We start from the raw sequence: 23,151 nt of genomic DNA on the forward strand, positions 1-23,151 counted from the left end.
GTCCCTCCACGGAGTCGGTCGGGTCGGCGGAGGCCGTGGCGGCCCCCCGAAGGCCGTCAGTCATCGAGGATGGTCACCACACCGACGTTGCCGTCCACCCGCACGCGCTGCCCCGTGCGGATCGTCGCCGTCGCGCTGCCGGTGCCGACGACCGCCGGCAGGCCGTACTCGCGGGACACGATCGCGGCGTGGCACATGATCCCGCCGATGTCGCTGACAGCACCCTTGATCCGGGCGAACACCGGCGTCCAGGACGGCGCGGTGATCGGCGCGACGAGGATCTCGCCGTCCAGCAGTTCGTCGAGATCCTCCGGCGACAGGACGACGCGGGCCGGGCCCTCGGCGACGCCGGGCGAGCCGGCGAACCCCTCGAGCACGTTGCCCTGCTCGCCGCCGGCCGCCTGGGCGAGCCACTTGGCGACCTGCTCGTCGGTGATACCCCACAGCATGATCGTCATGGGCTCGACGATGGCGCTGGGGGCCGGTCCGAGGGCGGGCGGGGGCGTCCAGCGCTTGAGCGCGGCGAGGATCGCGCGCCGCTTCGCCACGATCGGTGGCCAGTGCGCCGGACCGAGCGCCTCGCCGCCGCTGGACCAGGAGAACTGCAGGTCGCAGACCGCCTCGGCGATCTCGGTGCGCTTGAGGAAGAAGATGTCGTCGACGGCGCCGACGAAGCCGAAGCGGACCAGGAGCGCGCCGAGTTCGCGCATCTTGCGCCAGAACTCGGTCATGTACCAGTGCTCGATGTAGAAGTTGTGGTTCTCGACGTAGGGAAAGACCACCCTGGACAGACCCAGCGCGTCGTCGAACGCCGTGCGCTCGTCGCCCTCGGGGATCAGCGCACGGTACTGTCCGACGACCCGGTCACGCTCCGCCTCGACCTCGTCGAGCGGCCGGTCGAGGTTCTCACCGTTGCGGATGCGGCCGACGTACTCGCCCACCATCGTGAGCGGGAAGGTCGGGTCGTCACCCCACGACCGGTGGTGGTGGTAGAAGCCGTTGCCGTAGGAGAAGTTGAACCACGGGTCGGCCGAGACGTCCCATTCGGCGAGCCAGGCGGCACCGGCCTCACTCCCCCGCAGTTCCCCGGCGAGCGCCTCGAAGCTCGTCGCCGCCGCGACCGTGTCGGCGACGCCGAGCTCGATCGCCTTGGCGGCCAGCCGCTTGAGTTCGTCGTCCGGGCGGAAGAGCAGGACGTCGACGCCGCTGACCATCTTCGCGACGGTCTGGTCCGGGATCTCGGGGAAGTGCGCCTTCACCGTCATGAGGAAGTTGAGGTAGGCGGCATATCCCATGTTGAGCATCTCGCTGTGCAGGCTCCAGACCTGGTCCAGCGAGGCGAGGATCGCCTGGTAGGCCACGAGCAGGTCGTTGGCCTCGGTGATGCCACGTCCGGCGAGGACGTGCTCGACCGGCTCGAACTCACCGAGGGCGGGCAGCGTGATGGCCTTCAGCTCCGCGATGTGGTTCTTCACCTTCGTTTCCCACGACGCGTACAGCTGCGGCCAGTTCTGGTAGTAGTGCCCGACCCGGACGGCGAACTCGCCGGCGCGGCGCTCGACCTCGGCCGGATCCTCCACAGCCAGGGAATGCATGTACATGTAGCCGTTGAGGCAGCGCACATCCAGGCCCAGCGCCGGCGGTAGGGCGAAGACCCGGGTGTTCATCACGCCGGTGCTCATGTAGGCCGTGTCGGCCGTGACGATGTCGAACGGTGGCATCGGCTCCGGGAAATGCATGCCGTTGCGGAACCACGTCTTGGCCGCGTCCTTGTCCCGACGCTGCGGAAGGAACAGGTTGTAGTAGCAGTACATCTCCTGCCAGCCCTCGGCTCCGGGCGGCGTCTCGATCTCGTACGGGTCCGGGAAGCGGACGTCGGAAGCCGTGTCGGTGCGGGGGACGTCGGTGGCGGTCATGCGCGAACTCCTGCGGTGGAAGGATGCGGCTCTAGGAACGTGCCGCAGGCGGGGCGACGGTCGCGTCCGGGTCGATGCCGAGATCGGTCGCGATGGCGCGCCAGCAGTTGAGACTGCTGCCACGGCCGATCCCGGACCCGGAGTGCATGGAGGACGAGCAGTTGTAGAGGTTGGGCAGAACGGTGCGGTATCCGGACAGTTCCGGGACCGGCCGGAACCTGCCGGACTGGCTCGCCATGGTGGTGCCCTGGCTGTAGCCGCCCTCGATCATGTCCGGGTGGGTGGCCTGGATGTCGCGCGGAAGCAGGATGTGCACCCCCGCGATGTTGTCGCGGGTCATGTTCGGCGCGTACGTCGGCCACGACTCGACGAGCAGGTCGACGACGCTCTTCTCGATCGCCTTCCACTGCTGCCGGTCGAAGAACCGCAGCGGTGCGACGAACTCCTCGACGCCGACGACGTGCTTTCCCTCGGGCGCCCGGGACGGGTCCCAGAGGGTGTCGGTGCTCGACAGCGCGAAGAACCTGCTGCTGTGACCGCGGGTGAAGATCTCGGCCTGGTAGCGGCTGCCGAGCCAGTCCGGGTCCTTCGGGCCCCAGTAGAGCCGCGGCTGGGCGCCGACACCCGGGTCGCCGACGGCCGAGGCGTAGTCAGGGGCCTCGTGGACGGCGACGTTGATCCAGGCGAGCTGACCGCGGTCGTAGTGCACGTTGCGCAGCCGGTTGGCCGTTCGCCGGGGCAGGGAGACCCCGGACGCGAGGGTGAGCAGGGTCTGCGGCAGACCCAGCCCGCTGACGACCAGGTCGGCCTCGACGACGTCCCCGGACGCCAGCCGGATGCCGCTCGCCCGCCCGTTGCGGGTGAGGATCCCGGTGACCGGGGCCTTGCCGAAGTACTCCACGCCGCGCCTGCGGCCCGCCGAGACGAGCGCGTCGGTGATCGCCTGGGTGCCGCCGATCGCGATCGCGGCCGGCTCCAGGGACAGGGTCAGGCCGAGGACGTGGACCAGCCCCTGCAGGCCCGGGACGTCGTCGCCGTAGCAGCCGGTCGACGTCGTCGCGGCACGCATGAACAGGGTGCGCAGTTCGTCGGATTCGAAGAAGTCGTAGGCGAGCTGGCGCAGGCTCATGAACTGGTGGACCGGCTGGATCAGGCCATCCGGCGACAGGTGGGCCTCCAGCGGGTCCTTCACCCCCCACGGCGGCGGGGCGGTGAAGCGGTGAGCGCCGAAGGCCTGCTTGAGCCCGTTGGTGTACGCGTCGTGGATGCGCAGATAGGTGTCGGCGTCGGCGTCGGAGAAGCGCCGGATCGCCTCCTCGGTGCGCTTGACGCCTTCCGGCCACGGCTCCTGCGTTCCCCGGTCGTCGACCACCCGGGCGGCGGAGTACCCGACGAAAGCGGTGCGGTCGTCGAACACCATCGCCTCGTTGCCCTCGGGGAACGCGTAGCGCAGGCCCTCGTCGTAGAGGTTGAAGTCGCGGTAGGCGGGGTGGGAGTAGAACCGGGTCCAGTGCGAGTAGAGGTTCATCCGGAAGCCGGTCAGCGGACCCTTGCCGCTCATCGCCGCACCACCGAATCGCCCGCCACGCTCGAACACCGCGACCGACATGCCGGCCCGCGCCAGGTACGGCGCGATGATCGTCGAGTGGTGACCGCCGCCGAGGACGACGGCGTCGTAACGGGCAGCAGGGCTCACGGGTCTCCTCCGAGCACTCGGACGCCGGTCGGCGCGCCCTCGACTGTGAGGCCCGCCACGAGAAGGCGGCAGCCCTGCTTTCATTCAATGAGATACTGCGCAGGTCAGCCGGCGGTGTCGTCCTAGCGTTCCGGCAGGGAAGGGAGTTGGTCGCGTGGCGGTCGTGAGGACGGCACCCGGCGAATCGGTCACGTTCCGCGCCCTCGGACTGCTGGACGCCTTCGACGGGCAGCACCGCGTGCTCAGCCTGACGCAGATCTCGCGGCGGACCGGCGTCCCCCTGGCCACCGCGCAACGCCGGCTGCGCGACCTGGTCGACGGCCGGCTTCTCGCCCAACGGGCCGACGGGCTGTACGAGATCGGCACCCGGATGTGGCGGCTGGGACTGCTCACCCGGCCCACCTCGATGCGCGAGGCGGCGCTGCCGCACCTCCAGGATCTCGTCGCGCGGACCGGGCACACCGTCCACCTCGCCGTGCCCGACGGGCACGCCGCGCTGATCGTCGACCGGCTCGCCGGCTCCCGGACCCTGCCGACCCGTCACCTCCCGGGCGCCCGGCTCCCCCTGTACTGCACCGCGGTGGGGATGGCTCTGCTGGCGTTCGCGGACCCGGCCACGCAGGACGCCGTGCTGGAGGCGATGGTGCCCCATACCCCGTTCACGGTGACCGACCCGGCCCTGGTCCGAGCGCAGCTGACGAAGACCCGCCGCACGCGGCTGGCCGAGAGCAGGCAGCAGCATCGGCTGGGTCGCGCGTCCGTGGCCGTCCCCGTGTTCGGCAGCGACGGCGAGGTCAGCGCCGCCATCGCCGTCATCGGGCCGCTGGACCGCAACCTCGGCGCGCACGTGGAGTCCATGCGCGCGTGCGCCACCGCCGTCGCGCACGCGGTCGGGGTGCTGGAACAGGAGTGGTTCGAGGACTGAGCCGTGCCAGGCTCCCGTGACCTGCTCCGCGAAAGGAGGGAAGCACATGACCGACCGCCCCACCCGGACGGTTCTCGTCACCGGCGCCGCCGGCGGGCTCGGGCGCGCCTTCGCGCTGGGGTTCGCCGGGCGGGGCTGGGACGTCGCGGTGGCCGATCTCGACGCCGAGGGCGCCGCGAAGACCGCCGAACTCGTCACCGAACTCGGCACGCGCGCCTGGTCGGGCCGCCTCGACGTCTCCTCCCCCGAGCAGACGACAGCGGTCGCCGCCGAGGTCGCCGCGTTCGGCGGCGGAACCATCACCGCCGTGGTCAACAACGCCGGTATCTACGCCACGCTCAAACGTTCACCGTTCGAGGAGATCGACCCGGACGAGTTCGACCTCGTCATGCGCATCAACGTCAAGGGCCCGTGGCTGGTGACAAGGGCCGCCAGCCCGTACCTCGGCGCGGGCTCCAGCGTGGTCAACATCGCCTCGGCGACCGTGTTCAGCGGTTCGGAGAAGTGGCTGCACTACGTGGCCTCCAAGGGCGCCGTCATCGCCATGACGCGGGTGATGGCCAAGGAACTCGGCCGGCGCGACATCACCGTCAACACCGTCGCGCCGGGCTTCACCCTGACCGAGGCGAGCCTGTCGGTGATGGAGAACGCGGCCCGGTACGGCGTCGAACGCGGGTCGATCAAACGCGCCAGCGTGCCGGCCGACATCGTCGGCGCCGCGCTGTTCCTCGCCTCGCCCGACGCCCGCTTCATGACCGGCCAGACGATGGTCGTCGACGGCGGCCGCCAGTTCCTCTGATGGCGCCGCGTCCCACCGGGGCTGCTGCCGGCGAAGGCCGGTCAGGCGAGGTCGAGGTGTTCGGTCACGCTGGTCTGGAGCACCCAGGCCAGCGGCGTGGTGGCCCGGACCTCGTGACGGGCAGCCACACCTGCCGGGCATCGGCCAGTGGCCGGCTCCACACCACCAGATCGGGAATGCGACCACCTGTCACGCCGTCGGCACCGGGGATGGACAGCCCGACCGCCTGCGCGATCTGGCCGACCGGCCACCCGGCCACCCGGCCGCCAGCAGCCACGCCATGATCCGCGTCGCGATCAACGCGTGTTCGCCATCGGCCGGTGGCGTGATCGACAGAACCCCGTCCGGGCCCAACTCGTAGCGGTGCCCGTACGGGTCGGCGGCGATCATCGCGGTCAGGTCGTCGAGCGTGGCAACAGCGGGCATGTGTCTGCCGACAGCATCCGCGTTCATCCTGTCACTCGCTGGCGCTCGTCCATGCCCCGCAGCCTATCGATGCGATGGGCGCCACCGGGTCGCGCGAACCGGGCAGGTTCGGTGGCCTCAGGCGGTGAGGGGCGCGTCGGCGTTCTCGGCCAGTAGTCGTTGGCGCACCAGGTGGCGGCCGAGATCGGTCAGGCCGACCATCAAACCGGGTTCCGGGTGCACCGCCCAGGCCGCGCCGCCGAGCACTGCCGCGGTCGCGACGTGTCGTGGATCCGGGTCGCTCCTGTCGCCGGTGACCACCACGGCACCGTGGCGGTCGAGCTCAGCCAGGGTCTGCCGCACCGAGACGGCGGCCATGCCCGCGAACAGGTCCGGATCGCCCGGCGGCAGCCGCTGCGCATACTCGTCGAGCAGCAGATCCCACAGTGCCTCCACGTCGACGGGTTCAGCGGCCGCGTTCGCCGTGTAGAGCAGGCCGAGGAAGCGCGGCGTCCATGGCTGGAGCCAGGCGTGCAGCCGCTCGGCGCCCTTCTGTGTCGAGGCCGGAGCAGATGGGTGGACCAGCGCATGGGCGAGATCGGTCCACAGGTCGAGCGTCTGCTCTGTCTCGGCCCGGCCGGCGAGGACGGCGTCGACCAGGGCCGCGCCGTCGCCACGGACGATCCGGGTGCGACGTATCTGGATGACGTCGAAGTCGATCGACAGCCGCCACAGCCGCGTCACTGTCGGTGCGTCCGTGCTCACGGCCGGCTGGTCGGCCAGGCCCAGCGCGGCGAGCAGACCGGCCCGGTCGCCCTTGCGGACCTCGCCCCGATCGTCGACCGGTCGACCGCCGTCGCCGGTCCACGCCGCCAGGGTGGCGAGCTGCCGCAGCAGCCCCGACCCGTCGGAGGTGACGTGCTTGGCGAGGACCGCCGGGTCGGGCAGGGTCACAGGCGGGAACACCGCCTGCTGGTCGCAGCCGCAGTCGCAGGCCCGGTCGGGCCAGGCCAGATGCTTGACCGCCGGTGTTCCGGCCCGCAGCACCGCGACCTGCCCGTCGTTGATGAGTACCGTCCCGGCCGCGTACTCCGGATGCTGGTCGATGAGCTCACCGAGGACCTCACGGCGACCGTCCGCGTCACGGGCGCTGAACCGCCGCGCCCACGCGTCGAGCACCTCCGGGTCGGCGTCGATGCGGATCCCGTCGGCCGCCGCCGCGGTGAACACCCTTTTGGCCAGCCGCCACCGGGACGTGTCGGCCATCGCGGCCGGATACTTCGGGGCCAGCCGGTCCAGCTCCTTCAGCAACGTCGGCACGCGCGTACTGGCCGGGTGCAGCCGCCCGGTCGCATCGAGGAAACGCAGGTATTCCCTGACGGTGTCCACGCCGTGCCCGGCGAGGTCCCACAGGTCGACCTGCCGCGGCACCACGTACGTCATGAGCAGATCGTGGACGTCACCGCTGCGCCACCGGGTCGGGTCAGGCCGGTCGAGGTAGTCCGCACGGCCCTGCAACAGGATCGAGATCCGGTCCCGCCCTGCCTTGCCGGCCGGGATGAGCCCCTGCCCGTCCGCCCACGCGATGAACTCGTCGATGACCCGCTGCTCGAACCGAGACGACACCCGCTGACCGTACGCGAAGCAACACCGGCCGATCCCGGCACGTCCCCCTACGGAGGTAACGGCGGCGAGTGTCCGGATGCACCGGTCCTTGGCCGGTGGGGTGGTCCGTCGACTTGCCCGCACCGTTGAGACCGACCAGCGACCGACTTTCCCGCCGGCACCACCAGGTCGACCCCGCGCAGCACCCACGGATGGCCGTCGTCGTACCGGAACCACGTCGCGCAGCACCAGGCCCTCGCGCAACGGTCCGAGCTCGGCCGGCTGCTCCGCCACCGGCAGGTCGGGCGCGGAGCGGACCACGTCGAAGTAGTGCCTGAGCATCAGCAACGCATTGTGGAGCTCGGCTCCTTCACCGGCGAGGGCCGCCAACCCGACCTGGATGCCGGCCGCGGCGGCCACGAACACCGACACGTCCCCGATCGTGAGTCCACCACCGGCGGCGGCGAGGAGCGCCCAGGCCACACCGGCGCCGGTACGGACAGCGTCATCGCCGGCCGGTCGGCCCGCCACGCGAGCGCCACCGCCGAACCGAGCCGGCGCCACAGGGCGTCCATCGAGTGTCCTTTACGACGACGGCGACCGCCCGGCCGCCGCTCCTCGTGGCGCGGCGACCGGACGGTCATCGGGGACCGATCCGGATCAGCAGTAGTACCAGGCCTGGCAGGTGGTGCCGAGGACCTCGTGGTGACAGCAGTACCGGCAGGACTTCTGGCCGCAGCAGCGCTCGGTGTAGCAGTGGTTGGCGGCTGCGGTGATGCGCGGGACGAACCGGCCGACCATGCGGTCACCCAGCCGGTTGAGGGCCTTGATCATTGTGCCTCCTTCGGAACCGTTGCGGTGCATACCGAACCCCGGACCCCCATCCATATTGGACAGACGTCCGGGGAGCTCAGGCGTTGGCCGGCGCGAGATCGGGCATGGTGGTGCCGCTCGTCACGACCACTCCGGACCCGTCGACCACGCCGATCGCGGGGTATCCCTGTACGGTGAACGCCTTCTGGAGCGGGCCACCCATCTCCTCGCGCACCACCCGCGCGACCGGGGCCAGGTCGTCCACATAGGACTGTGCGTCGCCCTCGTCGTCGCGGCCGGCGACGACGGCCAGCACGCGGTGCCGGCCGCCCGGGTGATCGGCGGCGCCGGCCACGAACTCGGGCAACCGCTCAGCGCAGGGCTGGCAGCCCAGGGAGAAGAAGCCGACGAGCTCCGACCCGTCGCGATCGTCGGCCGACAGCGTCGCGCCGTCAACGGTCGTCGCGGTGTACGCGCCCACCGACTGCCCCGCGGGCAGCATGGTGGCGCCCCGCATCGGCCCGGCCGTCCCCATCTTGCTGATCAGCTCCGTGTGTTTCCGCAGGCGCCGGACGAGGTCGAGTGTGAACAACAGATTCACCACCGCCAACAGTCCGACGAGGACGAGCGCGGCCACCAGAAATGCCATTCCGACTCCCCGAGGTTGGAATCCTGAACGCGGCGTTCACCGTTCGGGGGGCGTCGAAGATCGAGATCTCGCGCCGACTCGGTCATCGTCGACGTGTGCAGTCTGTGCGGGACACGCGCCCGGCGACACGTAAGGAACCCGCACCTATATGGCTAGATCTGCCAGTTGTCCTCGCCCTTGGCGAAGAGCGCGTAGATCCCGGCCGGATCGTCGGCGAGCAGCCGATCGATCTCCGCGGCGGTGACGACGGTGTGGCCAAAGGCCGGCGACGTCGTGTGATCGAGCCCGGGGCTGAACAGGCGCAGCTTGCTCTGCTTACGGTAGACGCTGAACGGCAGACCGGCTTCTCGCAGTCGAATGGTCAGCTGCCAGTCCGCGCGGGTGGAGTACTGGACAAACGCGCCGCGCGCCTGGAGCTTGGGCAGTACCTGGTTGAACGAGTCGTCCGTGATCGGGTTGCCGGTGACGTCGATGATGCTGAGGTTGGGCATCTCCAGGAGCGGCCGCAGATCGGTGACGAGGTTGCGGGACAGGTCGAAGGATCCGAGCTGTGTACTGCCGGTCAGTCCCGCGATCGAGGTCAGTCCGCTGTCGGAGATGCTGAGGGCCTCCAGCCGGGCAAGGCCGGCGAGGTGGCTGACGTCGAGGTCGCCGCACCCTGACAGGGCCAGGACCTCCAGAGCCGAACAGCGTTCGAGACCAGCGAGGTCTCGCACCTCCATGGCCGAAAGCTGGGTGACCGCCGGCCACTCGGCCTCGTCTGTCGGGAGCCGTGTGAGCAGGGCCGGATCCCGAATCGGAGTCATTGTCGGGATCATAACGGCCGATCACTACCGGCCGGGCCGGGCAGTTTGCTGACCGTCGTTCGTCGCTGATCAGGCAGCGCCGATCATCGGGTAGTCAACCGGTGCGGTAACTGACCGGCTGCCAGTTCGGCCGCGAGAAGCTGACAGCGCTTACCGCGCCGGCGCTCGCCCGCACGACGGACGCGGTGCGGGACGTGCTGGCCCACGCACGGCCGCCTCCTTGAGGCACATCACCCCGTCACGCCTTCGCGGCGGTCCGAACGCGGCTGACGTCGATGGTCACGTGGCCGTCGCCGGGCTTGAGCTCGCCGAGGAAGAACCCTGTGGCGAGCCACATCGGGCCGCCGTCGGGTACTTCGAACACCGGGTGCGTCGGTATCGACCGCGTGTTCCCGGCGTCGGGGGCCGCCGCGTCGACGTACCCGAGTCCCTCGTTGACGACCGACACGATCGCGCCGTCGGAGAGCCGGATCTCGTACCGGGCCCAGATATGAACGGCCCCGTCGGACCGCACGACGTTCCAGTCGGCGCCGCCGGGCAGGATCTCGCCGGTCAGCGACGGTCCGGTGACGGTGCCACCGACGATCGGGATGACCCGCCGGACACCGGCGTGGGTCCTGCCGACCTCACGGACCTCACCGAGATCGGCGGCGATCGTGAACGCGTACTCGAGGGTCAGGGCCATCGTCGTCCATTCTGCTCGGTTCAGGACGCGGACCCACGGCCTTGCATCGACCGATTTTGAGCTCTCGGCGTCCGACGGCATAGTAAGGCGGTTCCGCATCACGGGGAGGGTCGACATGCGGCTCCTTGCACTCTCGGCTGCCGTCGTGGCCGCGTTCGGCGTCGGCGGCTGCGGTGGCGACCTCAAGTCCGGTGCGGTCGTCGGCGATCCGGAGCCGGTGCGGGTGTGGACGATCGCCGCCACGCCGGTGACGCAGCCCTACGCGGTCGCCGGCATGGTGGTCACGTACACCACGCGCGCCGAGCGCCTGTACCTCGTCGGCATCGAGCCGTCGACCGGCGCGGTGCGGTGGGAGAAGGAGGCGAGCCTCGGCTGGCTCAACCTCGGCGCGGCCGCGCGGCCCGCGCTGGTCGGCGACCGGGTCGCCTACCTGCGCCCGACACAGAGTACGGACAAGCTGGCCGAGCTGGTGCTCGCCGACCCCCGCACCGGTGCCGACGTGGCGAAGACCAGCCCCGCGGTGTTCACCGGCGTGTTGTCGCCCTGCGCCAACAACACCGACGTGTGCGTCACCTCCGCGCCGAAGACCGGCACGAAAGCCGTCCCGAAGCGGCTGGTCGCCGCCACGGGAGCCTTCGAGCGCGACGGCACCGACGCCGACTCGATGCGGGTCCTCGCCGACAAGGGTTTGGTGGAACTGGGCGTCCGCCCCGCGGAGGTGCTGGCCCTGCGCCGTGACGGACGCATCGTGTGGAAGCGTCCGCTGGCCGAGGCGTTGCCGGGCGGCTTCACCACCGACGGCGGCTACCGGTGGCAGCACATCGCCGACCAGCGGCTGTTCGTGGGATCGGTGTGGAAGAAGCCCGGGTACACGGCCGGCTACTACTCCCGGGATCTGGCCACCGGCAGCTCGACCGTCGCCCTGTCGGAGGAGACCGGCGAGGTGAAATGGCGTGACGACGGCAGCTGGTACGGGTGTGCCGGCATCGACATGCCGCCCGGGGCCGGGGTGCGCTGCCGCTACCGGGGCACCGTCCGGTTCGCCGACGACGAGACCGTGTTCGACGCGCTGAACGTCACCATCGAGGGCTTCGACCTGGCCACCGGACGCACGACCTGGACCCGCGACCTGGGTCCGGTCGAAGGGCTGGCCGGTGACCAGGGCCCCGGGGCGTACCCACCGGTCGCCGGCGACGGTCAGATCGTCGTGCCGGTCGACAACGCGCTCGCCGCGCTCGACCTGCGCACCGGCAACACCCGCCCGGTCGGCGAGGACGAGCCGATGTGGTGCTGGGAGTCGATCCGGTACGACTTCCGCGAGACCTACCGCACCCCCGACGCGAAGACCGCCAAGCGACGTCCCGGCGGCGCGGCGTTGACGGTGTGCAACCGGGTGGGCGCCCCGACCGAGGGCCGGCCGTTGTGGGCCGTCACCCGGTGGGTCGGTGTACAGGCCATCGTCGGCCGGCACGTCGTGGTGGCGACCAGGGACGGCTTCGCCGGCTACACCGTCGACGCCGCACCGGCGGCGCAGCCGAGCGCCTCACGCAGCGGCGGCTGATCGACCCCGCGACGGTGGGCATCCGTTGCCGCGGTTCGGTCACCGTCAGCGCGGTCGTCGGTCCGCTCGACGCCGCCATCAGCATGGCCGCCGACGCGGCGACCGCCAGCCGCGGTCCACGCGCGGCGCTGAACGCCACGGGGACAGCGAGCAAAGTCGCTGAAGCTGGCGCACCGATCGCTGCTGTGCCTGCCTCCACGTCCTCTGTTCGATCACACACAGGACCGGGCCGGCCGTGGGCATCCGAGTGGGCCCGAAGCGGGCGCTGAGCCAGACCTGGGTCGACAAGCGCGGCCGCACCGAACTCCGAACCTCATGTCGGTCGCAATTGTCCCGCTGCCCGATGTGCAGGAACGCGTGCAGGAACGCCAGTGACCGCAAGCCACCGCCGGTCGGGGCCAGACGGCCCGAACGTCGATGCAAATCCGGCTCCGGTCAGCTCGGACCTGCCCACTGGATGGTGTCGCCGTAGTCAGCCACGCTCTGATAATGGTCCTCGTACTTGTAGTTCTCGGTGTAGTCGCCGTTCGTGGTGCCGGCCACAGCGGTTGTCCGCAGTGTCGGCATGCTGTGGTCGACCGTGATACTCGAGGCGATCCCGCCTGCCGAAATGTCCAGTATCAGGTCCCACGACACGGTGGAGTGGCTGACCCTGGCCATGACGACGACTTCGACCGACCGACCGACCTCCAGTGGCAGGGACCGCCGGTCGAACTCGGGCGCCGCCGGGGCGGAGCCGTCGAGGTCCAGAGTGGCGATCAGCGGCGGGATCTCTCCGCCCTGCTGGACCCGGAGGGCTCCACCGGCGTGGACCGCCCCGCGGGCTTTGACTCGCGCTCGGACCCCCGTGATCGCCGTACCAGGATCTACAGCGGTGACGGTCAGGGTCAGGTCGGTGGTGCGGATCTCGGCCCCACCGTTCTTGATCAGCCACTTCATGACCGCCGTATGGCGCTCCGCCTGGTCCGCTCCAGGCGGGCCCGCCGCATTGAGCGACTCCAGGTCGGCATCTGTCATCCTGCGCGGAATGGCCCAGTTGGCAAGTCCCTGGTTGGAGACGACGACTCGCGGTGGTCCCGTTCTGGGTGCCCGTGTCGTGGGCACCGGAGTGGGCACGTGGCCGGTTGGTTCGGAGGTCGCTACCACCGACGGTGTCGACATCCCACCGCTCTCGGTCTGCGTCACCGTATCGTCGGACTGTGCGGTGGGCGCCATCATGTAGGCCGCCCCACCGATCAGCGTCGCAGCGAGCGCGACTGCCGCGGTGGTCAACATCCAGGGTCGGACCGTCCTCATGATTACCCTTCACGTCGGCAGGCCGCGGCACGGCCTCTGCGGGTGGGGACATGGAGTGTGCGTTCCTCCCGGCTGAGTTGCCGGCCGACGGCCGTGCACAGGCCGGCCAGTGCCTGAAGTCCGCGTACGGGTACCGGCCACAGCGCGAGCTTCGTCGAGGTGTACGCGGCGAAGACGTGACGGCTGTCCGGACTGAACGCGACCGTTCGATTCGGGTCGGAGGCGCCGTCGAACCGGGCGATCTCCGCGTAGGTCTCCAGATCCCACAACCGGACGGTGCCGTCCGCACTGCCGGTGGCGAGAATCTGCCCGTCGGGGCTGAACACCGCGCTCGACAGCGGTGCCGTGTGCCCGGTGAGGGTGGCCGCCGCGTGGCCGGCCGGAAGCGACCACAGGCGCGCGGAACCGTCGGAGCCGGCTGATGCGAGGAAGCGGCTGTCAGGGCTGAACGTCACAGCGGACGGCGCTGCGCCCCGTCCCGACGGATCGTGCAAGGTCAAGATGATCCTCCCGTCGTGGATCGACCACACGTGAACCGCCCCGGTCAGGTATGCAGTGGCAATCATGCGGCCGTCCGGGCTGAACGCCGTGCTGGTGACCTCACCGTCCGGACCGCTCAGGGTGAGCATGAGGTCACCACCGGGTACCCGCCACAGCCGTGTTAACCCGTCGGAGCCAGCCGTGACAGCGGCCCGGCCGTCCGGGCTCAGAGCCAGGGACCGGATCCTGTCGGTGTGGCCGGCGAGGACCGGTCCGGGCCGTCCGGACGTCGCCTCCCACAGACGTGCGGTTCCATCGGCACCGGCGGTCAGCACGGATCGACCGTCGGCGGTGAAGGTCACGCCGGTGACGGCGCCGTGGTGACCTGTCAGCACCGGTCCAGCCCGCCCGCTGTTGACGTCCCACAGGCGGGTGGTCCCGTCGCTGCCGGCGGTGGCGACGGTTCGGCTGTCCGGGCTGATTGCGACAACTCCGACGGCGTCGGTGTGGCCGGTCAGGACGGGGCCGGGACGGCCGGAGGTCAGGTCCCATATCCGGGCTGTCCGGTCGGCGCCGGCGCTCACCGCCACCCGTCCGTCGGTGCCGTAGGCGGCTGTCGACACCACGCCGGTGTGCCCGACGAACGTCCTCGTCGGACGGCCCGCCGTCGGTGTCCACAGCCTGACCGTGTGGTCGGCACCGGCCGAGGCGAGGGTCGATCCGTCCGGGCCGAACGCCAGCGCGGTGACGTCGCCGTGGTGACCCGCAAGGGCGGCGACGGGTCGGCCACCGGATGATGTCCACAGTCGAACGGTGTGATCTCTGCTGCCGGTGGCGAGCACCGCGGAGTCCGGACTGAAAGCCAGCGTGTTGACCGGCGCCCTATGCCCGGTCAGGGTTGCAACGGCGGTGCCTGTTCGCACGTTCCACAGCCGGGCCGTGCCGTCGTCGCCGCCGGTGGCCAGCAGCGATCCGTTCGGGCTGATGGCCGCCGTGATGACCGGCGCCCCGTGGCCGACGAGTGTCGCGATGACCGCGCCTGTCCTGAGGTTCCAGAGTCGCGCGGTGCCGTCGTCGCTTCCGGTGACCGCAGTCTCGCCGTCTGGGCCGAACGCGGCTGTCCGTACCCGTGCGGTGTGACCGTTGAGCGACCCGATGGAGCGTGCGCCCGCGACGTCCCACAGATACACCGGTGAGCCGTTGCTGGTCGACATGAGCGTGGCGCCGTCAGGGCTGAACACGACGAGGTTGGTGCTTGTCAGGTGGCCTGTGAGGGCACCTGCCGGCCTGCCGTCGGGTACCCGCCACAAGCGGATGGCCCGGTCGTCGCCGGTGGTGGCGATCAGGTCGCCGCTCGGGCTGAACGTCACGTGGTTGACCCGGTGCGGCACCGCGGCATCGGACGGCGGTGCGCCGACGATGGCGATCGTTTCACCGGTGGCGGCGGACCACAGTCGTGTGGTGCCGTCATCGCTGCTCGTGGCGACCCAGCGGCCGTCCGCAGCTACGGCGACCGCGGTGATCCGGTCGTTGTGCCCGGTGTAGGTGGTCAGCAGGGTGCCGGTGGCGACATCCCATAGTCGTGCGGTGCCGTCCCAGGAGCCGGTGACGAGTGTCCGCCCGTCAGGTCGGTACGCCAGGCACCACACGGTGTCAGAGTGCCCCCGCAGGGTCCGCAACAGGCCACGGTTGGCGGCCACGACAAGGCTCGTTGCCGCTTCAGCGGTCGCCGCGTGTTCGAACGCCTCCGCCGCCAGCAGCGCCGACAGGTCCGGCTGGCTCTCGGCCAGGCTGGCCGACTCTGCGGCGAGCTGCCGCGACTCGGCGGCCTGCTGCGCGGTGACCGCAACCTGCCGCTGCCACAGCGCGAGCGAGCCGACGACCACGGCGACTGCGAGCAGCCCGACCAGAGCTGCGATGACGGCCTGGACACGCCGTGCGGACCGGCGCCGGGCCGTGCGACTGGCGGCAAGAAGCTCCGTGACGGGTCCGGGCAGCGGCCGTTGCTCCCACCACGTCAACCCTTCCTCGAGAGTGCTTCCCCGCAGCAGGTCGTCGGCCGAACGGCCACGGCTCCAGCGCCGGGCGTGCTGATCGGCGCGATCGAGCCAGTCCTGAAACAGGCGGTCAGTGGCGACCCACTCGCGGAGGGCCGGCCAGTCGCGGATCAGGGCCTCGTGGACGAGCTCGGCGACCGGACCGGGGTGTGGCTGGGTTTCAGTAGGCAGTGCAGTCCGGGTGGTCACGATCCGGGCTGCGACGAGCGCCTGAAGGACGTTGTTCGCGTCCGGCACCAGCTCTTCCAGCGCCTCGACGGGCACCGAGCGACGAACGGCGGGGACGGCGAAGTCAGGGTCGGCGGGCCGTACGAGGGCGATCAGTACGCCGCGGACCGCGCGCCGTTGAGCGTCAGCGAGTCCGTGGAGAACGGTTTCACACCAGGTCGTCATGCCGCCCGTGACCCCGCCGATCTCACGATAGGCGGTGCTGGTGAGAGCACCCGCGACCCGGCGGTGCCACAACTGTTCCAACGCCAGCTCTACAAGTGGTAGCACCGTGACCGGTGCGTGGTCGGATGGGCCCATCGGATCGACGGCGAGTACGTCGGTGATGATCTGCTCGACCAGCGCGTCCGGCACATGCAAGCCGGCCTGTTCGGCGGGGCGGACGATGATGTCGCGAAGCTGCCGGCGGTTGAGCGTCGCCGGAACGTTGACCAGCCCCGATGTCGCTCGCCGCAGCAGCGCCGGCGCCTGTGCTGCCAGCTGCGGATAGAAGTCGTCCCGGACGATCAGGACGAGTCGCAGCGCGGGAACCGCGTCGAGTGCGGCCAGCAGATCGCCGTGGACACCCGTCGGGCTCGCACCGACACGGTCCTCGGCGGGCGCCTGGACGAGTAGTTCCTCGAACTGGTCCACCACCAGCAACAGTCCTGCTGCGGTGGTCGCCATCGCGCCCGCTTCGGATGCCTGAGTCGATTCCCGTCCGGACAGGCGAGCTGACACCGCGGCGGCCAGGCTTTGCTCGCCCGCAGCCGCGGGCAGACCGGCCTGCCTCAGCTCCGATCGCAGGTCACGACCGGGTCGGGCGACGACCTGGATCCATTGCGCCCCACCGGCGATGCCGCCCGCTCGGACCGCGGGCAGGACGCCAGCCCGGACCAGGGACGACTTCCCCGCTCCGGACGGGCCGAGAAGCACCACGAGCCGAGACCGGCGCAGGGCATCTATCACGCGCTCGATCGCGTCGTCACGACCGTGGAACCATCGGACGTGCTCCTCGGTGAACGGCTGGAGGCCCCGGTACGGGCACGGCGCATCGTGGGCGAGGCCCGGCGCCAGCGACGCCACGACCTCTCGTAGCACCTCGGCGCGGGTGGCGAACGCGACCGCGGTGCCGCGCAGGTGCTGATCCGCGCCGATGATCTCGGTGAGCATGCCGACGACGACGCCCGACGCCTCGTCGAACACGGGCCCGCCGCTGAACCCGACAGTCAGGTCGTTCGCGTCGTGCAGTTGCAGCAGGGTTCCGGCGGCGGTGCCGGTCGGCACGAGGTCCCCACCGGTCGCCCGAGCGTGTTGGCCGTTGGGCTGTCCCTGTGCGGGAAACCCGAAAGCGGCCACGGAACGCCCCCGACATGCCGCGGCGGCACCCAACGTCGCGGTGGGCACGTCCGTGACGGGTCGCTCGAGCCGCAGCAGCGCCACGTCTTCGGCGCTCGAGTCCCGCCATCCGTCGACCTCGACACTCGCTCTCGCCGGAAGCAGACCGTCGTCGTGACCCGGACGCAGCATGCGCACCTGAACGTGACCACCTGGCGCAGCGTCCGCGGCGACGACGACATGCGCGCAGGTGGCGACGAGGTCAGGAGTGATCAGGAACCCCGCGCCGACGACGGTCCCGTTCGGGTCGACGATCTGCGCCACCGCCCGAACCGGAGGCGGCCAGAACGTCGCGCCCTCCGACCCGGCTCCATCTGTCGTGGCTGTCATCCAGCGTTTTCCCGAGGGTGTTCCACCACTGTGTCGCGCAGGTCTTCGCCGCTAGCCGGAAACGGCGAGGGGGGAATCCGACACACCTGCCTCGCGCCGCCACGTCATCGTCACCTGGAGGTGGCAGGTCGCCTGCGCGCGCGTGATCACCACCCCGGACTCGGTGGCGAGTTCGACTCCGAACTCCACCTGGAGCTCGTCCGGGCCTGCCTGACGCAACTGGTTGAGCACGGTGCGCGCCATGCTGGCCACCGGGCCCAGTGCCGTCCCAAGGGTGGACGGAAGGTCACGAATCGTGTCGCCGAGTCGTCCTGCCTTCACCGGACCACCGGCCGGCACCGGTGCCTCCACCAGGATCGACGAGCCGTCATCCAACACCACCCGCGCAAGCGTCACCATCAAGCCACCCTTGAGATTGAGTCGGGCCCCGCCCGCCAACACCTGCCGCGAGTCGGCCGGACCGGACCGGCGTCGGCACGACGTCCTATTTGTACTGAACCGCAAGCGCCGCTTCGTGCTCAACGGGCGGGCGGTCCGGCGATTCACCCGGAGGCGATCAGCCGTTCGGATCCCCAGCGGCGGTGCCGCGATGTGGCAGCGTGCCACCGCTTACGGACGGACCGGGCGGTACTCGACCTCCGGCCGGCCCGGGCCGCGGTAGCGCGGAGCCCTCACCACCATCTGTGTCTCGGCCAGGTACTCCAGGTACCGGCGCGCGGTCACGCGTGACGCGCCGGTCCGGTCCGCTACCTCCGCCGCCGACATTCCGTCCGGCTCGGCGGTGCGTAGGGCGGCCAGTACCAGGTCGAGCGTCGTCGCGTCGAGGCCTTTCGGGAGGGACGTGGCCGGGGTGGCGCGCAGGGTCGCGAAGACCCGGTCGACCTCGTGTTGGGCGGCGACCTCTCCGGTGCCGGAGACCTGGCTGCGGTACTGGGCGTAGCGGTCGAGCTTGTCGCGGAACGCCGCGAACGTGAACGGCTTGAGCAGGTACTGGGTCACCCCGAGCGCCACGGCGGCACGGATCACCGTCAGGTCGCGGGCGGAGGTCACGGCGAGGACGTCGACGCCGCTGCCGGCCGCCCGCAGGGCGCGGCAGATCTCCAGGCCGTGCCGGTCGGGCAGGTTGAGGTCGAGCAGCACCAGGTCGACCGAACCGGTGCGCAGGACCGCGAAGGCGTCCCTCGCCGTCAGGGCGACATCGACGACCGTGAAGCCGGGCAGCCGCTCGGTGTAGACCCGGTGCGCCTCGGCCAGCAGCGGCTCGTCCTCGACGACGAGGACCCGGATGTCCGGACTCATGTCCGCCTCGGCAGCCGCACGGTCACCAGCGCGCCGCCCACCGGCGCGGTACCGACGTCGTACCGGCCGCCGTAGCGCCGGACCACCTGACCGACCAGCGCCAGCCCGAGGCCGCGACCCTGCTGCTTGGTGGACCAGCCGCGCCGGAACGCCTCCGCGACCTGCTCGGCGGGCAGCCCCGGCCCGGAGTCGCCGACCCGCACCACCACCTCGTCGTCGTCGGCCGACACGTGCACCGTGACCCGGCGCGGCGGCTCGGTGCCGGCGACCGCCTCGAGCGCGTTGTCGACGAGGTTGCCGACCACGGTGAGCAGGTCCCGCGACGGCACCGGCTCGCCGTCGAGACGGGCTCCGTCGTCGACCACGAGCTCGACGCCGCGCTCGGCGGCCTGTGCGGACTTGCCGAGCAGCAACGCGGCCAGCGCCGGCTCGGTGACCGCGCCGACGACCTGATCGGTGAGCTGCTGGGCGAGCGCCAGCTCCGCGGTCGCCAGCCCGACGGCCTCGTCGGTGCGGCCGAGCTCCACCAGCGTCAGCACGGTGTGCAGGCGGTTGGCGGCCTCGTGCGCCTGCGCCCGCAGCGCGTCGGTGAGGCCGCGGACCGAGTCGAGCTCGCCGGCGAGCATACGCAGGTCGGTGTGGTCGCGCAGGGTCAGGACCGTACCCAGGCGCCGTCCGTCGAACCGGGTGACGCGCTGGTTGGCGACCAGGACCCGTTCACCGGCGACGACGACCTCGTCCTCGGCCGGCCGGCCCGAGACGAGAAGCTCACCGACCGCCGCCGGCAGGTCCAGGTCCGCCACCGGACGGTCGGTGCCGGCGTCGTCGCGGAGGCCGAGCAGCCGCCGGCCCTCGTCGTTGGCGAGGGTCATCCGCCCGTCCCGGTCGACCACCACCAGACCCTCGCGGACGGCGTGCAGCACCGCGTCGTGGTACTCGTACATCCGGGTCATCTCCGCCGGTCCCAGACCATGGGTCTGCCGCCGCAACCGACGACTCAACAGCCAGGCGCCGCCGGCGGCCAGCACCAGCGCGGCGGCGGTCGCGAGCGCGAGCGCCGGCGCCTGCCGCGACAACCGGCGGTTGATCTCCTCGGTGGTGATGCCGACCGAGACCAGGCCCACGATCGCCCCGTCACCGGCCCCGTTCTCAGCGCGGACCGGCACCACCGCCCGCACCGACTCCCCGAGGCTGCCGGTGAAGACCTGGACGACCCGGCCGCCGGCCAGCGCCGGCTCGATCGCGCCGGTGAACCGCTTGCCGATCAGGTCCGGATTCGGGTGGCTGTACCGGGTGCGGTCCGGGGACATCACCACGACGAAGTCGGTGTGGGTCGCGAGCCGGGTCGACTCCGCGAACGGCTGGAGCCGGCCCGCCGGGTCCACCGACGCCAGCGCCTCGGCCGTGGACGGTGAGCGCGCGACCGTCTCCGCGACCGCGACGACGGTCTCGACCGCGGCGTCGCGGGCGTCGTCGCGCGCGAGGGCCACCGCGCCGGCCAGGCCGCCGCCGACGAGGAGGGTGACGACGACGACCTGGAGCGCGAACAGCTGTGCGGCGATGCTCCATCGACGTGTCATCGGGACGTTCCGTTCCTGGGTCGGGGCGATGAACAGAATGACCGTAACCGTGAGTTCGGCTGAGACCCAGACCACATTCTCGGCATGGCCACCCAGAGCACCGACCGGCGGGTCAGCCGGGACCGCACCCACTACCTGTACATCGCCGTGATCGTCGCCGTGATCGCCGGCATCGCGCTCGGCTTCGCCGCACCCAGCGTGGCCGTGGAGCTACGGCCCATCGGAACCGGCTTCGTCAACCTCATCAAGATGATGATCAGCCCGGTCATCTTCTGCACGATCGTGCTCGGCGTCGGCTCGGTCCGGCAGGCCGCGAAGGTCGGCAAGGTCGGCGGGCTCGCACTCGGGTACTTCCTGGTGATGTCGACGGTCGCGCTCGCGATCGGCCTCGTCGTCGGGAACCTCGTCCATCCGGGTGCGGGGCTGAACCTCAGCGACAGCGTCGCCGCGGCCGGCCAGAAGGCGGCCAGCGGCGCCAGCCACGAGAGCACGGCCGACTTCATCCTCGGGATCATCCCGACGACGCTGGTGTCGTCGTTGACCTCCGGCGAGGTACTCCAGACGCTGATGGTCGCGCTGCTCGTCGGGTTCGCCGTCCAGCTCATGGGTGCGCGTGGGGAACCGGTGCTGCGGGCCGTCGCCACCGCCCAGCGGCTGGTGTTCCGGATCCTCGCGATGATCATGTGGTTGGCGCCGATCGGGGCGTTCGGCGCGATGGCCGCCGTCGTCGGTGCGACCGGCACCGACGCCCTCAAGAGCCTGGCGCAGATCATGCTCGGCTTCTACGCGACGTGTGCCGTCTTCGTGTTCGTGGTCCTCGGCGTGCTGCTGCGCACGGTCGCCGGCATCAACCTCTTCGCGCTGCTGCGCTACCTCGGCCGGGAGTTCCTCCTGATCCTGTCGACGTCGTCGTCGGAGTCGGCACTGCCCCGCCTCATCGCGAAGATGGAGCACGCCGGCGTCAGCAAGCCGGTCGTCGGGATCACCGTGCCGACCGGGTACTCGTTCAACCTCGACGGCACCGCGATCTACCTGACCATGGCGTCACTGTTCATCGCCGAGGCGATGGGCGACCCGCTGTCGGTCGGCGAGCAGGTGTCGCTGCTCCTGTTCATGGTGATCGCGTCCAAGGGTGCCGCCGGGATCACCGGTGCCGGTCTGGCGACGCTCGCCGGCGGCCTCCAGAGCCACCGTCCCGACCTCGTCGACGGGGTCGGCCTGATCGTCGGCATCGACCGGTTCATGTCCGAGGCGCGGGCTCTGACCAACTTCGCCGGCAACGCCGTCGCCACGATCCTGGTCGGTACCTGGACCGGCGAGTTCGACCGGGACCGCGCCCGCGCTGTCCTGTCCGGCGAGGACCCGTTCGACGAGGCGACGATGCTCGACGAGCACGACGAGCACGACGCCGATCCGACGCCGGAGCACCGGCCCGACCTGACCAAGGCGCACAGCTGAAAGCCCCGCACCGACGCGCGGGACGGGACGGTTCGGGAGAACCGTCCCGTCCGCCGGCGGCATCGTCACAGACCTGCGCGACGTATGCGGGCCGAGACCATGGCCGCCGTCGTCATACCCGCGCCGGCGGTATCCGGGCCTCGTACCGTTCGGCGATGATTCCCTTCACGTCTCCGTCGTAGTTGCGTACCTTCAGCTCGTCGCCGCGGAAGTCGATCCGCAGGGTGTGGTCCCGGTTGCCGTGGTTGTTGTCCCAGATCGTCAGCTCCGCCGTGCCGTTTCCGGGGTCGTCGTAGCCGATCGCGAGCACCTGGTGCTGGTCGAACGGGTTCCTTCTGGCACCGAAGACGATTCCGACGGGCCAGGCCGCCTGCTCGTCGAGGCGACGTGTGAGGGTGCGCCACTGCTGCTTCGTCCGGGTCAGCAGCACGTCGGCACCGCCCAGCCCGAAGATGTCCAGCCGCGACCCCACCAACAGCCGTAACGCGGTGCCGAGCGGAGCGCCCACCGCGTCGAGGAGTGCGGCGGTGGCGAACTCGCCGACCTTCGGCATCACGTGCAGCGTCATGAGCCAGTCCAGGAACGTGCGCACGTTGAGGTCGAGGCTGTCGAGCAGCCGGTCGAGGAGGTACCCGTCGAGCGGGCTGTCCTCCGGCGGGATCGTCGTGCGGGGGTCGACCGGACGACCACGGAGGTACAGGTCGTTGGCGGCGAAGGCCATCCCGCCGCACCGGCCGTAGGTCGACCCGATCGGGTCGAGGCCCAGGTCGACCAGACCACCGACGAGCCGGGCCAGCGTGCGGTTCATGACGAGGTCGATCACGGCGTCCGGCAGGGTGAAGTCGGGCAGGCCGGGTATCGGGTTCGGGATGCGGAGATCCGTCAGCACCTCCAGGTAGCCGGGCAGGGCGGCGCGGGCGACCTGTTCGATGAGCTCCTCGCCGACGAAGGCGGCGTAGCGCGCCGCGATCTCACCGGTGATCGGGAAGCCGTTGGTGAACCGGAACGCGTCGGTCGCCGCGACGAACGGTCCCATCCGGATGAGCAACGCCCGCGCGGACGTGGCCGGTCGCGGCCGGAACCGTTCCCGCAGCGAATCGACCGAGACCGGCCGGTCTGTGACCTCGGGGTGACGCCGTAGCGCCTGGATGAAGCCGTACGTCCGCACGTGTCGCTCCTCTCGTCC

The 23,151-nt window shown here is 70.8% G+C and carries 18 protein-coding genes; 4 read left to right on the forward strand and 14 right to left on the reverse strand.

Annotated elements, in window-relative coordinates; all coding sequences use genetic code 11:
* Positions 1-56 precede the first annotated feature (56 nt).
* The gene (locus Voc01_RS38940) at positions 57-1,916 is read right to left on the reverse strand and encodes a PEP-utilizing enzyme (RefSeq protein WP_203932702.1); all 1,860 of its coding nucleotides are present in this window, start codon (positions 1,914-1,916) and stop codon (positions 57-59) included.
* A gap of 31 nt (positions 1,917-1,947) precedes the next feature.
* Entirely contained in the window at positions 1,948-3,612 is a 1,665-nt protein-coding gene (locus Voc01_RS38945) for a phytoene desaturase family protein (protein ID WP_203932703.1), read from the reverse strand.
* Between the two features lie 154 nt (positions 3,613-3,766).
* Here Voc01_RS38945 and Voc01_RS38950 point away from each other — a divergent pair, with 154 nt between their 5' ends.
* Together Voc01_RS38950 and Voc01_RS38955 are read left to right on the forward strand one after the other, a co-directional pair.
* Positions 3,767-4,537, forward strand: coding sequence for an IclR family transcriptional regulator (locus Voc01_RS38950; RefSeq protein WP_203932704.1), 771 nt, complete (start codon positions 3,767-3,769; stop codon positions 4,535-4,537).
* A 46-nt stretch (positions 4,538-4,583) separates the two neighbouring features.
* Positions 4,584-5,336: an SDR family NAD(P)-dependent oxidoreductase gene (locus Voc01_RS38955; RefSeq protein ID WP_203932705.1), complete on the forward strand. Its 753-nt coding sequence runs from the start codon at positions 4,584-4,586 to the stop codon at positions 5,334-5,336.
* 189 nt (positions 5,337-5,525) lie between these two features.
* Here Voc01_RS38955 and Voc01_RS53535 read toward each other — a convergent pair whose 3' ends face one another.
* The 6 genes from Voc01_RS53535 to Voc01_RS38985 form a co-directional block, all read right to left on the reverse strand.
* The gene (locus Voc01_RS53535) at positions 5,526-5,762 is read right to left on the reverse strand and encodes a PDDEXK family nuclease (protein ID WP_239160812.1); all 237 of its coding nucleotides are present in this window, start codon (positions 5,760-5,762) and stop codon (positions 5,526-5,528) included.
* A 117-nt stretch (positions 5,763-5,879) separates the two neighbouring features.
* Positions 5,880-7,829: a hypothetical protein gene (locus tag Voc01_RS38965; protein WP_203932706.1), complete on the reverse strand. Its 1,950-nt coding sequence runs from the start codon at positions 7,827-7,829 to the stop codon at positions 5,880-5,882.
* Positions 7,830-8,006: 177 nt separating this feature from the next.
* Entirely contained in the window at positions 8,007-8,180 is a 174-nt protein-coding gene (locus tag Voc01_RS38970) for a hypothetical protein (RefSeq protein WP_203932707.1), read from the reverse strand.
* A 76-nt stretch (positions 8,181-8,256) separates the two neighbouring features.
* Complete coding sequence (locus Voc01_RS38975; RefSeq protein WP_203932708.1) at positions 8,257-8,808, reverse strand: TlpA disulfide reductase family protein; 552 nt, start codon at positions 8,806-8,808, stop codon at positions 8,257-8,259.
* 152 nt (positions 8,809-8,960) lie between these two features.
* Positions 8,961-9,614 (reverse strand): leucine-rich repeat domain-containing protein, encoded by a 654-nt coding sequence (locus Voc01_RS38980; RefSeq protein WP_203932709.1) that lies wholly within the window; start codon positions 9,612-9,614, stop codon positions 8,961-8,963.
* Positions 9,615-9,852: 238 nt separating this feature from the next.
* On the reverse strand, positions 9,853-10,299 hold the full coding sequence (locus Voc01_RS38985; protein ID WP_203932710.1) for a DUF3237 family protein: 447 nt from the start codon (positions 10,297-10,299) through the stop codon (positions 9,853-9,855).
* A 115-nt stretch (positions 10,300-10,414) separates the two neighbouring features.
* Here Voc01_RS38985 and Voc01_RS38990 point away from each other — a divergent pair, with 115 nt between their 5' ends.
* A complete protein-coding gene (locus Voc01_RS38990) occupies positions 10,415-11,860 on the forward strand; it encodes an outer membrane protein assembly factor BamB family protein (protein WP_203932711.1) in 1,446 nt (481 codons plus the stop codon).
* Positions 11,861-12,295: 435 nt separating this feature from the next.
* Here Voc01_RS38990 and Voc01_RS38995 read toward each other — a convergent pair whose 3' ends face one another.
* From Voc01_RS38995 to Voc01_RS39015, 5 genes are all read right to left on the reverse strand, one after another.
* Positions 12,296-13,135 carry a hypothetical protein gene (locus Voc01_RS38995; protein WP_203932712.1) on the reverse strand — a complete coding sequence of 280 codons (840 nt, stop codon included), beginning with the start codon at positions 13,133-13,135 and terminating at the stop codon, positions 12,296-12,298.
* A 23-nt stretch (positions 13,136-13,158) separates the two neighbouring features.
* Positions 13,159-17,628 (reverse strand): nSTAND1 domain-containing NTPase, encoded by a 4,470-nt coding sequence (locus tag Voc01_RS39000; RefSeq protein WP_203932713.1) that lies wholly within the window; start codon positions 17,626-17,628, stop codon positions 13,159-13,161.
* 51 nt (positions 17,629-17,679) lie between these two features.
* Positions 17,680-18,027 carry a CU044_2847 family protein gene (locus Voc01_RS39005; protein ID WP_203932714.1) on the reverse strand — a complete coding sequence of 116 codons (348 nt, stop codon included), beginning with the start codon at positions 18,025-18,027 and terminating at the stop codon, positions 17,680-17,682.
* Positions 18,028-18,237: 210 nt separating this feature from the next.
* Positions 18,238-18,927, reverse strand: a complete 690-nt coding sequence (locus Voc01_RS39010) for a response regulator (RefSeq protein WP_203932715.1) — start codon at positions 18,925-18,927, stop codon at positions 18,238-18,240.
* The gene (locus Voc01_RS39015; RefSeq protein WP_203932716.1) at positions 18,924-20,507 is read right to left on the reverse strand and encodes a sensor histidine kinase; all 1,584 of its coding nucleotides are present in this window, start codon (positions 20,505-20,507) and stop codon (positions 18,924-18,926) included. The genes Voc01_RS39010 and Voc01_RS39015 overlap by 4 nt, the downstream gene beginning before the upstream one ends.
* 84 nt (positions 20,508-20,591) lie before the next feature.
* Here Voc01_RS39015 and Voc01_RS39020 point away from each other — a divergent pair, with 84 nt between their 5' ends.
* Complete coding sequence (locus Voc01_RS39020) at positions 20,592-21,965, forward strand: cation:dicarboxylate symporter family transporter (RefSeq protein ID WP_203932717.1); 1,374 nt, start codon at positions 20,592-20,594, stop codon at positions 21,963-21,965.
* Positions 21,966-22,077: 112 nt separating this feature from the next.
* On the opposite strand, the gene Voc01_RS39025 is transcribed toward Voc01_RS39020, so the two are convergent.
* Positions 22,078-23,133, reverse strand: coding sequence for a hypothetical protein (locus Voc01_RS39025; RefSeq protein ID WP_203932718.1), 1,056 nt, complete (start codon positions 23,131-23,133; stop codon positions 22,078-22,080).
* Positions 23,134-23,151: the final 18 nt, after the last annotated feature.

The sequence above is a fragment of the Virgisporangium ochraceum genome (assembly GCF_016863655.1).
GTDB classification, from domain to species: Bacteria; Actinomycetota; Actinomycetes; order Mycobacteriales; family Micromonosporaceae; genus Virgisporangium; species Virgisporangium ochraceum.